Here is a 14,034-nt window from a genome sequence, read left to right as displayed (position 1 = left end):
GAAAGCAGAAAGCAGAGGCGCTGCCGATTGCCCTTTACTGCGCTTCAGCCACCGCGATATCTGCCATGGCCAGGGCCGCTTCGCGTGTTTTGGCGGCGGCGATGAAGAGGGCGTTGTGACAGAAGGTGGCGCCTTTGACGCCTGAGGCGGCTTCGAGCGCGCCATTGGTGAGGCCGGCCCAGGCGGCGGGAAGGTCGGCGCGCTGGGCAAAACTGTCTTCCGATTTGCGGATGCCCGTCACGCACCAGTCATTGTCGCGCGGGTGAACGACAAACAGCAGGTGATCGGCACCGGCCTTGACCACGGCTGAGCGGAAGGGCATGCCCATCGGCAATTCCAGCACGCGGCTGTCGCCGGCACGGGCGATGGCATCCAGAACCATGCCTTCGGCGCGCAGTTTCGATGCCTTGCGGGCAATGCTGGCTTCCACGAAGCTGCGGGCGATCGCAAGGGCTGCGTGAAAGGCACGGTCGGTGGCATCGGGGTCGCGCTCGTCGAAGACCGGCTTGAGCGTTTCCAGCAGGGCAGGAAGCGTCAGATCCGACAGGGGACCGGCAACCGACGGGCTGATCGCGCCATTGTCGAGAAGATCGATCGGCAGCACGAAATCGCTGTCGAAACCGGCATGGACGGTGTCGACATGGGCTTCGGGAAGACCGCAAGCGGCAAGGTAGGCATGGCCGTAATGCTTCCAGATGAGGCCGAAGGAACTGTAGGGCTGGCCATCGTCGCGAAGCGGTGCACCGCGCTGATGGTGATCGAAGATCTGCGCCGCTGCATCATAGGCACCGCCGACATCGTAGATGATGCGGTCTTGGCCCGGCGTGATCCACTCCGGCGCGCGGCTGCGCACGATCTCCGCATCGGGATAAAGCCGGGTCAGAATGACGCTGGACAGCAATTCGTCCGCATGAAAGCCACCGGAATGCGTCACGAGATGGGTGGGGTTCATAGCGGGAGAGCCTTGTTGGTTGGAGATGGGATGTCCTGGGTCGCAACCAGATACCCTTTGATGGCGATCACCTCAAGCCTTGATGATCGAGGCGGAGGGGCGATGGCGCAGATTAGCTCAGACGAAAGTGAAGGCGTGCCGACCGCAGCATCGGGAGGCGCGGCCTTTACCGCGCGGACGCTTGCCGGCCGGGTTCCGATGGCGAGTAGAGCAATGACGGGGTGGGGAGAGACAGGCGCGCGCCTGCAAGCCTTACTTGTGACGTCAGCCGGTTGCACCGTAGCGCATGCCATCGACCAGAAGGCCCACCATGCGTTTGGCCTGGCAAGCGGTATCGGCACTGGCACCCGAGGTCAGTCTGGCGGTGGCCTGGATCAGGTCCGAACCGCTGACGGAGGGATCGATCTCGCCCGCTGTGATGGCGGCATCCAGCAGCGCATCGAGTGCCGGGCGCAGACGCTGGTCGAAATATTGCGGAAGCGCGGCATAGGCGGGATCGCCGGAGTGGAGGGCATCGGCAAGGCCGCGTTTAGCGGCAAGGAAGTCGACGAAGCGTTGCATCCACAATTTCAGCGCGTCCGCGGGCGCATGGGCCTTGGAAAGCACCGGGGCGGCATCGGCACAGGCATCGATTTCACGCCGCAACGCGGCCTTGATCAGGTCGGAGCGTTGCGGAAAATGGCGGTAGAGCGTGCCGACGCCGACGCCGGCCTTGCTGGCAATCTCCCGCACCGGCGCATCGACGCCGGAGACGGCAAAGACCTCCATCGCTGCCTGCAAAAGCCCATCCAGGTTGCGCTTGGCATCGGCGCGGACCGGGCGCGGCGCAAGGCCATTTGCGGACGTTGCAGTCTCTGCATCTTCCCTGTGCGCGTCGGGCGCAGATCTCTCGTCAGTGCCGGTCATGACAAGCTTCCTTGATAAGCGGAACATAGTTCCGTATATATGGATCACGGTTCCGTTTACGCTTTAACATGGATGGGCAGCGCTGCCTACCGCAATAGACATGGTCGCCGACGCATCCGGGCCAGGGGCGAAGTCGACACAATCAAGGACGAAAGAGTCATGAATTCCCTGATCAAGAAGGCGGCTCCATTGCCGCTGCCAAATGCCGTGCCTGTCATCTCCATCGCTCCGGTGACCCTGCCGGCACCGGGGCGCGGTCGCGACCTGGAAATGCGGGTATCTGCGCCCATGTCCGGCGACAGCCTGCCGGTGATCGTGCTCTCCCATGGCATGGGCCCCTCGTTTTATGTCGCCTCCATGGATGGCTACGGCCCGGTCGCCAATTTCTGGGCGGCCCATGGTTTTGTCGTCATTCAGCCAAGCCATATCAGCACCCGCGTCTATGCCACGCCCGCCGACGCACCGGGTGGTCCGCTGTTCTGGCGTTCACGCGTCAAGGATCTGAGCGATATCGCCGATCAGCTCGACGCCATAGAGGCGGCGGTTCCGGGGTTGAAAGGGCGGATGGACAGGACCCGGCTGGCCGTTGTGGGCCATTCCATGGGCGGGCAGACCGCCGGCATGATCCTGGGGGCGCGGCTGACCGATCCCAAGGACCGGACTGCGGTGGACGTCGACCTTCGCGATCGCCGCTACAAGGCCGGCATTCTTCTGGCCGCACCCGGCAATGGTGCGGATCTGAGCGACTTTGCCAAGGAGAACTATTCGGCGCTCAATCCTGATTTTTCGACCATGGACACGCCGGCATTGGTCGTGGTGGGGAACGCCGATAATGGCACGCATCTCAACAGCAGGGGCGCCGACTGGTATGCGGATGCCTACCATCTGAGCAAAGGGCACAAGGCGCTGTTGCGGCTGGAGGGCGGTGGCCATGGGCTGGGCGGGATTGCCGGTTATGACGCCAAGGAGACCGATGATGAAGATCCCGATCGTCTGGCGACCACGCAACGTATGACGCTTGCCTGGCTGCGGACCGCACTCGATGTGGACGACAAGGCCTGGGCCGAGGCCTGTGCGGCGCTTCGCCAGACCGCCGGTCTTGGCACCGTTGACGAAAAGTAAGGCGATGGGGACCGGTCAGCCGGTTCCCTCAGTCCCCGTTCCAGTCAGCCGTCGGCCCCAGCGAACGGCATTCCAGACCTTCTCATGCAGGAAGTAGAAGATGAAGCCGGTGGCAGAGGCGCTGAGCGCAAGGGTGAGCGCGGTGATCAGCGAGCCGGTCTGGCCATAGGTCAACGCCGTCATGGTGGCGATGCCGAGGAGTTGCCAGGTGAGGGCCTTGATGATGGTGCGGGCAGTCGTTTCCATGGGGTCCTTTGCGTCTCGTTGCGTTGCATCTGCCCGCTGTCTAACAGCCGCCCCGCACCCACCGATATTATGAACTAATAAATTTAATCGGCACATCCGTTGATTTTTTCTCACATATGCTGATTAAATGAACCATGGATAAAAGAGATCGCGCGGACCTGTTTCGCACCCGACTTGATGAAGCAATGAGGCGGGCGGAGATTTCCCGCAGTGCGCTGGCCCGGCAGGCGGGTGTGGATCGCTCCACGATCGCCCAGCTTCTGGGGGATGACGACGATGCGCGGCTGCCCAATGCGCACCTGGCCGCCGAATGTGCCGCAGCACTGAGGGTCAGCAGCGACTGGCTGCTGGGCCTGACCGACCGGCGCGAGACGGCGGCCGACCTTCTGGAGATCTCGCTGCGCATCACGGAGGCCGAACGCACCTTTGCCGATGCGCAGATCGACGCCTGGCACCGTGAAGCCGCCGGCTACAAGATCCGCCATGTGCCGGCCACTCTGCCCGATATCCTCAAGACCGATGCCGTCCTCGAATTCGAATATGCCGCCTTTCGCGACAAGACCCCCCAGCAGGCGATACTGACCACCCGCTATCGCAGCGACTGGCTGAACACGCCGGGATCCGACTACGAGATCTGCGCCTCGCGCGAGCTGGTGGAATCGCTGGCGCGCGGCGAAGGCTACTGGCGCGGATTGCCCGAGGATGCGCGGCGCGAGCAGATCGAGCATATGACGAGCGTGTGCCGCGAGCGCTATCCGTCGCTGAGGCTTTATCTCTACGATAGCAAGGTGGTGTTCTCGGCGCCGGTGACGATTTTCGGCCCGTTGCTCGCCGCCGTCTATATCGGCCGCTATTACATGGTCTATCGCGAGAGGCGCCAGATCAGCGCGCTGACCGACCATTTCGACCAGCTGGTGCGCGACAGCGAGACCGATGCCCGGGCCGCAGCCGACGTGATTGCGGCAATGATCTGACGGTTTTTCGGACCGCTTATATCGCAGGCGAAGCGGCGGCAACCGGCGTGCGGCTTGGGGGGTAGCCGGTCACACGCTTGAAGGCGCGGCTGAAGGCGGGAAGGGAGCCGTAACCGAGCTTCAGGGCGACGCTTTCGATCGGCATGGCATCCTGCGACATCCATTCGGCTGCAAGCCGCATGCGCATTTCGGTGAGGTATCGCAGCGGCGTCACGCCGGTGACGGCCAGAAACCGCTCGGCAAAGACCGAACGCGAGGCGCCCATTTCGCGGGCGAGATCGGCCAGCGTCCAGTTGCGACCGGGATCGCGGTGCAGGGCCAGAAGCACACGTCCGAGCCGCGGATCGCGAAGGGCGGCAATCCAGCCGCTGGCATCGCCGCAGCCGCATTCCACCCAGGCCCGGACAATGCAGGCCGCCACCACATCGGCAAGCCTCGACAGGATGCCAGCAGATCCGGCGCGCGCGCATTCAGCCTCGCGCGCCATGGCCTCCAGCATCGGCAGCACTTCCGGATAACGATCCGTCAGCGTGTCCACCCGCATCACTTCCGGCATCATGCCCACCAGCGGATGCATGCTGCCAAGGTCGAAATCCATGCAGGCCGAAAACAGCAGCGTGCGCTCTTGGCGAGGCGTTGCGCGCTCGTCGCAGGCCTTGATCTCGCTCACCATCCGGCAAAGCGGCGATGCGTTGAGCGTGGAGAGATCGCGGCACGGTTGCGCGACATCCTCGGAAGAGCTGATGACATGCAGCCCGCCGCGTGGCAGAAGCGCGACATCGCCGCTGCTCAATCGGTGCAATGTGCCGCCGGGCGCGCGCATGGAGATGCCGCCGCGTGCGACGAAGACGAATTTGGCCCGGTTGTCGCCATCGCCGAAGGAATAGCGAAACGGGGCGTCGAGTTCGATGCGCCGGTAGTCGATACCGACCAGACGCATGCCCATCAGCAATTCGCTGACCAGATCGCCGGCGACGGGCATGGCGGTGACCGCAGCGCCGGCCACCGGAAGGGCCGCCGGGGCGGGACGGGAGACGGATGTTTCGGACGTTCGATCAAGCATGGCGGATTTTGTGGCATGGATCGTCCGGAGAGTAAAGCCTAGTGTCACAGCCGATCCTCCTCCCTCCTCCTCCAAAGGACCACCCATGACTTCCGTGACCAACGATATGTCTGAACACCCGGCGCAGTCTGCCGGGCAGACACGACCGCAGACACCCGCCTGGGGTGCCGTTGCCTCCATGACCCTCGGCGTCTTCGGCCTTGTGACCGCCGAATTCCTGCCCGCCAGTCTTTTGACGCCAATCGCGACCGATCTCGGCGTGACCGAGGGGGCCGCCGGACAGGCGGTCACCACGACGGCACTGTTCGGCTTCCTGACCAGCCTGCTGATCACGGCGGCGGCGCGACGCATGGACCGCCGCCATCTGATGATGGTCTTCTCGCTCTTCCTGATCATCTCCAACCTGATGGTGGCCTTTGCCGTCGGCCTGCCCATGCTGCTGGTCGGTCGCGTGCTTCTGGGCATTGGCCTTGGCGGCTTCTGGACCATGTCGACCGCCGTCACCATGCGGCTGGTTCCACCGGCGCTGGTGCCGAAGGCGCTCGCCATCCTGATGAGCGGCGTGTCGGCGGCAACCGTTCTTGCCGCGCCGGTTGGCAGCTATCTCGGTGAAATGCTCGGCTGGCGCACCGTCTTCATTCTGGCGGCCGGCCTGGGCATGGCGACCATAGCGGTGCAATGGCGTCAGCTGCCCAGCATGAGGCCAGCCGGTGCCACGCGTTTGCGCACTATGATCGATGTGGTGATGCGCCCCGGTATCGGGCTTGGCATGCTGGCCGTGCTTCTGGTATTTGCCGGCCACTTCATGTTCTTCACCTATCTGCGCGCCTATATGGAAGGTGGCAGCGGATTTTCCGTCGAGGCCATTTCGACCATTCTTCTGGGCTTCGGTCTCGCCAATTTCCTCGGCACGTTTCTCGGCGGCCGACTGGTGCAGAAAAGCCTGCGCCTGACGCTGATCGTCGTGCCGCTTCTGATGGGAAGCCTGGCGCTTGCCATGGGCGCGGTCGGTGCCCATCCGCTGTCGGATATTCTGGCCGTGGTGCTGTGGGGCCTGCTGTTTGGCGGCGTACCGGTGGCCTGGTCGAGCTGGCTTGCCCGCACCGTGCCGGATGAAGCCGAAAGCGCCGGTGGCCTGTTCGTCGCCTCCATCCAGCTTGCAATCGCAATGGGTGCCGGTTTCGGCGGGGTCATCTTCGACATGGTCGGCGGCACCGGCACGATTGCAGCCAGCGGTATCGTGCTGCTGATCGCGGCCATCAGCGTCATGCTGGGCGTGCGCATGCGGGCCTCGGCGCCGGTGACGGCTTAACCTGCCCCATCAAGGAGATCGGCCATGGCAGGGATCACTCTGCCATGGCCGACCAGATGTTTCGGTGTCAGCGCTCGCCCCTTGGGGCGCAGGGCTGCCGGGACGGGTCCTAGAACTCTTCCCACTCGTCCTGCTTGACCGCGGCATTGCCGTTGAAAGCCGGTGCCGGACGCGATTTGGCAGCGGCCGGTGCCGATCTGGGCGCTGCAGCGGATGCAGCCGGTGCCGGGCGCTGGGCGGCATGACCGCCGGCCTTGGCCGTTCCACCCAGCTGGAAGCGGGAGACGAGCTCGCGCAACTGCGCCGTTTCCTGGGCAAGGGCAGCACTGGCGGCGGTCGATTCTTCCACCATCGCGGCGTTTTGCTGGGTTGTCTGGTCCATCTGGTTGACGGCCGAGTTGACCTCGGCAAGGCCCGTCGACTGTTCCTTGGACGAGCTGGCAATCGACTGCATATGCTCGTTGACCACCATGATATTCTGCTGAATGGCTTTCAGCGCCTCGCCGGTCTCGCTGACCAGCTGCACGCCGCTCTTCACTTCTTCGGAAGAATTGCGGATCAGTTCCTTGATCTCCTTGGCGGCCTGGGCCGAGCGCTGGGCGAGTTCCCGCACTTCCTGGGCAACGACTGCGAAACCCTTGCCGGCTTCACCGGCACGCGCCGCTTCCACGCCGGCATTGAGCGCCAGGAGGTTGGTCTGGAAGGCGATTTCGTCGATCACACCGATAATGTTGGAGATCTGTCCCGACGATGCCTCGATGCGCGACATGGCGCCCATGGCGTCGGTGACGATCTGGCCGGAATGGGTGGCGCTGGCATCGGCGGTGGCCGAGGCAGCGCGGGCTTCTTCCGCACGGGTTGAGGCATTCTTGACGTTGACGGTGATCTGGTCGAGGGCGGCTGCCGTTTCTTCCAGCGATGCGGCCTGTTGTTCCGTCCGCTTGGAGAGATCCTCGGCACCGCGGCTGATTTCGCGCGAGCCGCCATCGATCTGGTCGGTCGAATAGGCAACGGCCGACAATGTGTTGTTGAGCTGGCTGACCGCCTCGTTGAGGTTGGTGCGCAGGGTCTCGAAATCGGGTGCGAAAGCCTTGTCGATGGTGAAGGAAATGTCGCCCTTGGCCATCTTCATCAGCGCGTCGCCAATGGTGTCGACGGCATGCACGCGCTCGGTCACATCGGTCGCAAACTTCACCACCTTTTCGACCTGCCCCTTGTCGTTCATGATCGGGTTGTAGGAGGCGTTGATGACGATCTTCTTGTTGGCCTTGCCGTAGCGCACGAATTCGGCGGCCTGGAACTTTCCGGCGCGCAGCTGGCGCCAGAATTCCTGATAGTCCGGCGATCCGGCATAGGCCTTGTCGACCAGCATGCTGTGGTGCTTGCCCTTGATCTCGTCCAACCGGTAGCCGAGAGAATCGCAGAAATTCTGGTTGGCATCGAGAATTTCGCCATCCGGCGTGAAGGAAATGATGCCCTGCACGCGACTGATGGCTTCCATCTGGTTCTGATAGTCGAGGTTTTGCATGCGTGTCCGTGCATCCGTCCATTCGACGACGAAGCCGGTGACCTTGTTGCCATCCTTGAGCGGAGTGACGATCAGGTCGAACATGCGGGTGCCGACCGAGATGGTGGCTTTATGGGTCGTCTGCAGCTTGGCCAGCATGTTGCGTTGGTGCGACGGGTTCTTGTGAAAGATGTCGATATTGCTGCCGACCAGCTTGGCATGCTCGAAGCGCGGCAGGGCCTTCTTCAGGTCCGATTCCGCTTCCTTCAGGAGATCGCTCACCGCATCATTCATATAGGTGATATTGAGCTGGGGATCCGCGATCATGATATTGGCGCAGATTGTATCCAACGCCTCAAGGCGTTCTTTTGCGTAGTTTTTCGAAAGTCCGAACATGCCTTGATACCTTACAGGAGAGAGTGCAACCATCGCCGGGCTTCCTGGCGTTGTCGCAAGCCGGGCGGGCCTGCGACGGTCGTTCGAAAGCGCCCGATATGATTCGATTCTATTCATTCACCATTGCTAAAGTGTAAATGGCTTATGCAATCGCGTACCGCGCGAAAACACGATCGAGGAGCAATGGAAAGACCGCTCAGCTCTTTCAGCTACTCAGCCGGCTGTCCGAAAACGAAAATCGCCGTACCGAGCAGGGCCAGCGCCAGAAAGGTTACCGCACGCATGCGATGGCTGCGTCGTTGCGCCGCCGCCGCGGCAATGGCCGATTGTATCGCGTAATAGAGTGCAAAGGCGCGTGAGGCGTAGCTGACAATCTCGAACACGTTGAACACCCAGGTCAGCAGGATACCGATGGTGACCAGGGCCAGATAGGCGAAGCGCTGCGGAATGCGCCCGCCGCTTTCCTCCTCCATCAGTCCGCCGGCGCCACTGGTATCGGCAACCGCCGCACTGAACTGGGCGCTGAGGGCGGCGAGCACCAGCAGTCCCGGAAGGACCGGGGCCACCACGGCCATCATGTCGATGATGGCCGTTTCGTCGAGCTTGAATTGGCCGGCGCGAAACACATAGGAGAGCAGAACGATATAGATCATGTAGATGGCGGCCGACAGCCACTGGGACAGCCGCATGGCGCGGATGCGAATCCGAGGTTCATAGGTGGAACCGAGATAGCGCGCGGTCTCGAAACCCTGAACCGTGACAATCAGGCCGAAGGCGAGCGCAATCCCGGTCCAGCCGGTCTTGCCGGGCGGGTTGATTTGCAGCGCGCCCGCGGTCGTGCGGTCGTAGAAATACCAGGCAAGACCGGCCAGCAGCGCGGCAATGACCGCAAGCTTGATGCCGACGGACACCTGTTCCATCCGCTCCAGCGCCTTGAAGCCCCAGAGCCAGCCGACGCCCAGAATGAGAAGCAGCATCGCCGTTGTCAGCAGCCGGGCGTTGTCCGGCCCGTCGAAGGGTGTCAGGCTGACGCCAAAGGCACCGAACAGGTTGAGGTAATAACTGACCGAGATCACATAGGCGAAGGACAGCACCCAGGAGGCGATACGCTCCAGACGGGTTTCCAGCGCCGTGCGGCTCTCATCGGTCTCGATGGCCGCGATATTGTAGCGAATGGCCCAGCCGAACAGATAAGCCGTGGCGCACAGCGCTGCCATCACCAGCGGCGCGTAATAGCCATAGGCATCGTTGAGGATTGGCCCCAACACGAGAAAACCGCTGCCGATGATGGAGGCAAGCGGCGTGATCGTCGCCTGCCACAGCTTTGCCCCGGAAAGCCGGGGCCACAGCAATAACGCACCCGCAACCAGGGCGATGAGGATCAGCGCCCCGTTGAGCAGCATGGATCAGTAAAGAACGCTGGCGCCGAGATCGGCGGGGCCGGCCACCTGGCGGAAGGGTTCGAACAGTTCGCGGCCCATGCCGAAGGTGTTGTGGGTGAGATCCGGTGTGGCCGGGCTGCGGGCTGCAAATTCGGCGGCATCGAGCAGAAGTTCGATTGTGCCGGCATGGGCATCGAGCGTGATCATGTCGCCTTCCTGGATACGGGCAATCGGGCCGCCATCGACGGCTTCCGGTGTCAGGTGGATTGCAGCCGGCACCTTGCCGGAGGCACCCGACATGCGGCCATCGGTCAGAAGCGCGACCTTGTGGCCCCGATCCTGGAGAATGCCGAGCGGCGTGGTCAGGCGGTGCAGTTCCGGCATGCCATTGGCCTTGGGACCCTGGAAGCGAACGACGGCGATGAAGTCGCGGTCGAGCTTGCCGGCCTTGAAGGCGGCCTGCAATTCCTCCTGATCGTGGAAGATCATGGCCGGTGCGGTGATCACATGGCGCTCCGGCTTGACCGCCGAGATCTTGATCACGGCGCGGCCGACATTGCCGGTCAGCATTTTCAGGCCGCCGGTTGGCTGGAAAGGTGCTTCTGCACGGGCCAGGACCTTTGGATCGGCACTGTCTTCGGCGGCAGCCTCACGCACGACATTGCCATCGGCGCCAAGGCGCGGCTCGATGGCATAGGCTTCCAGTCCCTGACCGAAGACGGTGCGCACATCGTCATGCAGATAGCCTGCCTTCAACAGCTGCTTGATCAGATAGCCCATGCCGCCGGCAGCGTGGAAATGGTTCACATCGGCAAGGCCGTTGGGATAGACGCGGGCCAGCAGCGGCACGGTATCCGACAGATCGGAAATATCCTGCCAGGTGAGCTGGATGCCGGCAGCGCGCGCCATGGCGACCAGATGCAGGGTGTGATTGGTCGAGCCGCCGGTGGCATGCAGACCGACCACGCCGTTGACGATCGAACGCTCGTCGATCATTTCGCCAACGGGGGTGAACTCGTTGCCAAGGGCGGTGATGGCAAGCGCCCGTTTGGTCGCTTCCTTGGTCAGCGCATCGCGAAGCGGGGTGCCGGGATTGATGAAGGAAGCGCCCGGCATATGCAGGCCCATGATTTCCATCAGCATCTGGTTGGAATTGGCGGTGCCATAGAAGGTGCAGGTGCCCGGGCCGTGATAGGACTTGGATTCGGCTTCCAGCAATTCCTCACGCCCGACCTTGCCCTCGGCAAAGAGCTGGCGAATGCGCGTCTTTTCGTCATTGGGCAGGCCCGAGGTCATCGGGCCGGCCGGGATGAACACCGTCGGCAGGTGACCGAAAGTGAGGGCGGCGATGGTAAGCCCCGGCACGATCTTGTCGCAAACGCCCAGGAAGACGGCTGCGTCGAACATGTTGTGGCTGAGGCCGACGGCGGCTGCCATGGCAATGACATCGCGCGAAAACAGCGACAGTTCCATGCCCGGCTGGCCCTGGGTCACGCCATCGCACATGGCCGGAACGCCGCCTGCGACCTGCGCCACGCCGCCGGCTTCGTGGGCTGCGGCACGGATCAGGGCTGGAAAGGTCTCGAACGGCTGGTGGGCCGACAGCATGTCGTTATAGGAGGTGATGATGCCGAGATTGGGGACGGTGTCGCCGGACAGCGCCGTCTTCTCGGCGGGGGAACAGACGGCAAAGCCGTGCGCGAGGTTGCCGCAGGAGAGCGTGGAGCGATGCACGCCCTTGGTGATCTGCGCCCGCACCCGGTCGAGATAGGTCTCGCGGCTGGGTTTCGAGCGTTCGACGATGCGCTTTGTGATGGCTTCGATCTGGGCATTGGCGGTCATGACAAATCCTCCTGTCGGGGCGCAGGCGCCTGGGAAGGGCGCCACTATGCGCGCGAACTGCCGCTTAGGCGTAAACTGTTGGAGCGCCTCAGGGCGCCCAGTAGATATCGACGGGCGTTGCTGCCCGGTTGAGCACGGCGCGGATCGGCATCTTTGCCTCGTCGCTACCGGACATGGCCGCATCCAGTACGGTCTTCTTTTCCTCGCCCTCGATATGAAGCACGAGAAGCCGTGCATCATGGAGGGCGGAGAAGGAAAATGTCAGGCGCGGCTCACCCGCACCTGCGGCTTCCATGGTCATCACCTGCCGGGGGGCCGACAGGTCGAGCGCTTCGGCAAGCTGGTCGCCGCCGGGAAAGAAGGAGGCGGTGTGGCCATCGGTGCCCATGCCGAGAATGACGACATCGAAGGGATGGCCAAGCTCTTCCGCCTGTGCGGTACCGAGCTTGGCAGCCTCATCGGCGTGAATACCGTCCTTGTAGAGCGGCAGAACCTGGGCCTCGGCTGCCTTGTCCTGCAACAGATGTTCGGCCAGCAGAAGGTGGTTGGAGCGCGGGTTGTTGGCCGGCACATAGCGCTCGTCCACCAGGGTGATCGTGACCTTTTCCCAGTGGAGCGGCCGGGTGGACAGCGCCTCGAAGAACGCCTTCGGTGTCGATCCGCCCGAGACGGCAAGGGTGGCCGCGCCGCGGGCGTCGAGCGCGTCGGTCAGCGCTTTGGCGACCGTATCGGCCAATTGCTCTGCCAGTTCCGCGCGGGTGTCGATACTGTGAAGGCGAAAGGTCATCGGCTGCTCCTCAGTCCACTTCGTGCCAGGTGCGTCCGTCACGCTCGATGAGAGCGATGGCCTGGCTCGGACCCCAGGTGCCGGACGTATAGCCCTGCGCCTTCTGTCCGGTCTCTTCCCAGCCCTGCAGGATAGGATCGACCCATTTCCACGCCGCCTCGACCTCGTCGCGGCGCATGAACAGGGTCTGGTTGTTGCGGATCACGTCGAGCAGCAGACGCTCATAGGCATCCGGATTGCGCACGTTGAAGGCCTGGGCAAAGCTCATGTCGAGCGACACATGGCGCAGGCGCATGCCGCCCGGACCCGGGTCCTTGATCATCAGCCACTGGCGCACGCCCTCATCGGGCTGCAGGCGGATGACCAGCTGGTTGGCCACCACGCGACCGGCGGCATCGCCGAAGATCGAATGCGGGATCGGCTTGAAGGTGATGACGATTTCCGACATGCGTTGTGCCAGGCGTTTGCCGGTGCGCAGGTAGAAGGGCACATCGGCCCAGCGCCAGTTGCCGATCTCGGCCTTGATGGCAACGAAGGTCTCGGTATCGGATGCTTCGCCCAGTTCTTCCAGATAGCCATCGACCGGGCCGCCGGAAGAGGCGCCGGCGCGGTACTGGCCGCGAACCGTATATTTTTCCACATCGCCATCGACGATGGGCTTGAGCGCGCGCAGGACCTTGAGCTTCTCGTCGCGAACCGCTTCGGCATCCATCGATGCCGGTGGCTCCATGGCCACAAGGCACAGAAGCTGCAGGATGTGGTTCTGCACCATGTCGCGCAGCGCGCCGGCCTTGTCGTAATAACCGACGCGGCCTTCCAGCCCGACCGATTCCGCAACCGTGATCTGCACGTGGTCGATATGGGCCGAATTCCACAGCGGCTCGTAAAGCGCGTTGGCAAAGCGCAGCGCCATCAGGTTCTGCACGGTCTCCTTGCCGAGATAGTGGTCGATGCGGAAGATCTGCTCTTCCTTGAAGGCCTTGCCGATATTGTCGTTGAGCGCACGGGCAGAGGCCAGATCGCGACCGATCGGCTTTTCCACCACGATCCGGGTCGAATGGGTGATCAGCTTGTGGGCTTTGATCTTGTCGGCGATATCGCCGAAGATGCCGGGCGCGACCGCCAGATAGAAGGCGCGGACCACGTCCTTGCCGCTGTCGAGCAGCTTCTTCAGCTCGTCCCAGCCCTGATCGGACTTGGCATCGACCGAGACGTAATGAATGCGGGCGCAGAACTTGGCGACTTCGTCCTTGTCGAACTCGCCTTCCTTGAGGTGCTCCTTCAGCGCCTTTTCGGTGTATTTGCGATAGTCGGCATCCGACATCTGGGTGCGCGAGGCGCCGATGATACGGGTCGGCTCGGTCAGCTGACCCTCGACCTGGCGATGATAGAGTGCCGGCAGAAGCTTGCGCTCGGCAAGGTCACCCGTTGCGCCGAAAACGACGTAGTCAAACGGTTCAACAGGAATGATCTGGCTTGTCATTTTCGACGTTCCTTAGTCCGCATCATGTTGGCGTTCTTGTAATCTAATCGATTTAAAAAAGC

At 62.9% G+C, this 14,034-nt stretch carries 12 protein-coding genes; 3 read left to right on the top strand and 9 right to left on the bottom strand.

Annotated elements, in window-relative coordinates; genetic code table 11:
• Positions 1–34 precede the first annotated feature (34 nt).
• Positions 35–952, bottom strand: a complete 918-nt coding sequence (locus ACWPM9_RS17525) for an MYG1 family protein (RefSeq protein ID WP_484755992.1) — start codon at positions 950–952, stop codon at positions 35–37.
• 264 nt (positions 953–1,216) lie between these two features.
• Positions 1,217–1,858, bottom strand: coding sequence for a TetR/AcrR family transcriptional regulator (locus ACWPM9_RS17520; RefSeq protein ID WP_484755991.1), 642 nt, complete (start codon positions 1,856–1,858; stop codon positions 1,217–1,219).
• Positions 1,859–2,017: 159 nt separating this feature from the next.
• Here ACWPM9_RS17520 and ACWPM9_RS17515 point away from each other — a divergent pair, with 159 nt between their 5' ends.
• A complete protein-coding gene (locus ACWPM9_RS17515) occupies positions 2,018–2,980 on the top strand; it encodes an alpha/beta hydrolase family protein (protein ID WP_484755990.1) in 963 nt (320 codons plus the stop codon).
• A 15-nt stretch (positions 2,981–2,995) separates the two neighbouring features.
• On the opposite strand, the gene ACWPM9_RS17510 is transcribed toward ACWPM9_RS17515, so the two are convergent.
• The gene (locus ACWPM9_RS17510; protein WP_484755989.1) at positions 2,996–3,226 is read right to left on the bottom strand and encodes a DUF2061 domain-containing protein; all 231 of its coding nucleotides are present in this window, start codon (positions 3,224–3,226) and stop codon (positions 2,996–2,998) included.
• A gap of 134 nt (positions 3,227–3,360) precedes the next feature.
• Between ACWPM9_RS17510 and ACWPM9_RS17505 the strand changes: the two genes are divergently transcribed.
• Positions 3,361–4,200: a transcriptional regulator gene (locus ACWPM9_RS17505; protein ID WP_428185921.1), complete on the top strand. Its 840-nt coding sequence runs from the start codon at positions 3,361–3,363 to the stop codon at positions 4,198–4,200.
• Between the two features lie 16 nt (positions 4,201–4,216).
• On the opposite strand, the gene ACWPM9_RS17500 is transcribed toward ACWPM9_RS17505, so the two are convergent.
• Positions 4,217–5,263: an AraC family transcriptional regulator gene (locus ACWPM9_RS17500; RefSeq protein WP_484755988.1), complete on the bottom strand. Its 1,047-nt coding sequence runs from the start codon at positions 5,261–5,263 to the stop codon at positions 4,217–4,219.
• A gap of 85 nt (positions 5,264–5,348) precedes the next feature.
• Between ACWPM9_RS17500 and ACWPM9_RS17495 the strand changes: the two genes are divergently transcribed.
• Positions 5,349–6,575 carry an MFS transporter gene (locus tag ACWPM9_RS17495; protein WP_484755987.1) on the top strand — a complete coding sequence of 409 codons (1,227 nt, stop codon included), beginning with the start codon at positions 5,349–5,351 and terminating at the stop codon, positions 6,573–6,575.
• Between the two features lie 109 nt (positions 6,576–6,684).
• Here the strand turns inward: ACWPM9_RS17495 and ACWPM9_RS17490 are convergent, their stop codons facing one another.
• The 5 genes from ACWPM9_RS17490 to zwf all read right to left on the bottom strand — a co-directional run bounded on the left by ACWPM9_RS17490 (position 6,685) and on the right by zwf (position 13,972).
• Positions 6,685–8,478 (bottom strand): methyl-accepting chemotaxis protein, encoded by a 1,794-nt coding sequence (locus ACWPM9_RS17490; RefSeq protein ID WP_484755986.1) that lies wholly within the window; start codon positions 8,476–8,478, stop codon positions 6,685–6,687.
• A 209-nt stretch (positions 8,479–8,687) separates the two neighbouring features.
• Positions 8,688–9,881, bottom strand: a complete 1,194-nt coding sequence (locus ACWPM9_RS17485; RefSeq protein WP_484755985.1) for an APC family permease — start codon at positions 9,879–9,881, stop codon at positions 8,688–8,690.
• Positions 9,882–9,884: 3 nt separating this feature from the next.
• Positions 9,885–11,702: a phosphogluconate dehydratase gene (edd, locus tag ACWPM9_RS17480; protein ID WP_428185916.1), complete on the bottom strand. Its 1,818-nt coding sequence runs from the start codon at positions 11,700–11,702 to the stop codon at positions 9,885–9,887.
• 88 nt (positions 11,703–11,790) lie between these two features.
• Positions 11,791–12,489: a 6-phosphogluconolactonase gene (gene pgl, locus ACWPM9_RS17475; RefSeq protein WP_484755984.1), complete on the bottom strand. Its 699-nt coding sequence runs from the start codon at positions 12,487–12,489 to the stop codon at positions 11,791–11,793.
• A 10-nt stretch (positions 12,490–12,499) separates the two neighbouring features.
• Positions 12,500–13,972 carry a glucose-6-phosphate dehydrogenase gene (gene zwf / locus ACWPM9_RS17470; RefSeq protein ID WP_428185914.1) on the bottom strand — a complete coding sequence of 491 codons (1,473 nt, stop codon included), beginning with the start codon at positions 13,970–13,972 and terminating at the stop codon, positions 12,500–12,502.
• Between the last annotated feature and the right edge of the window lie 62 nt (positions 13,973–14,034).

Source organism: Agrobacterium sp. H141, from assembly GCF_057158725.1.
This window is presented reverse-complemented; position numbering and strand designations above follow the sequence as displayed.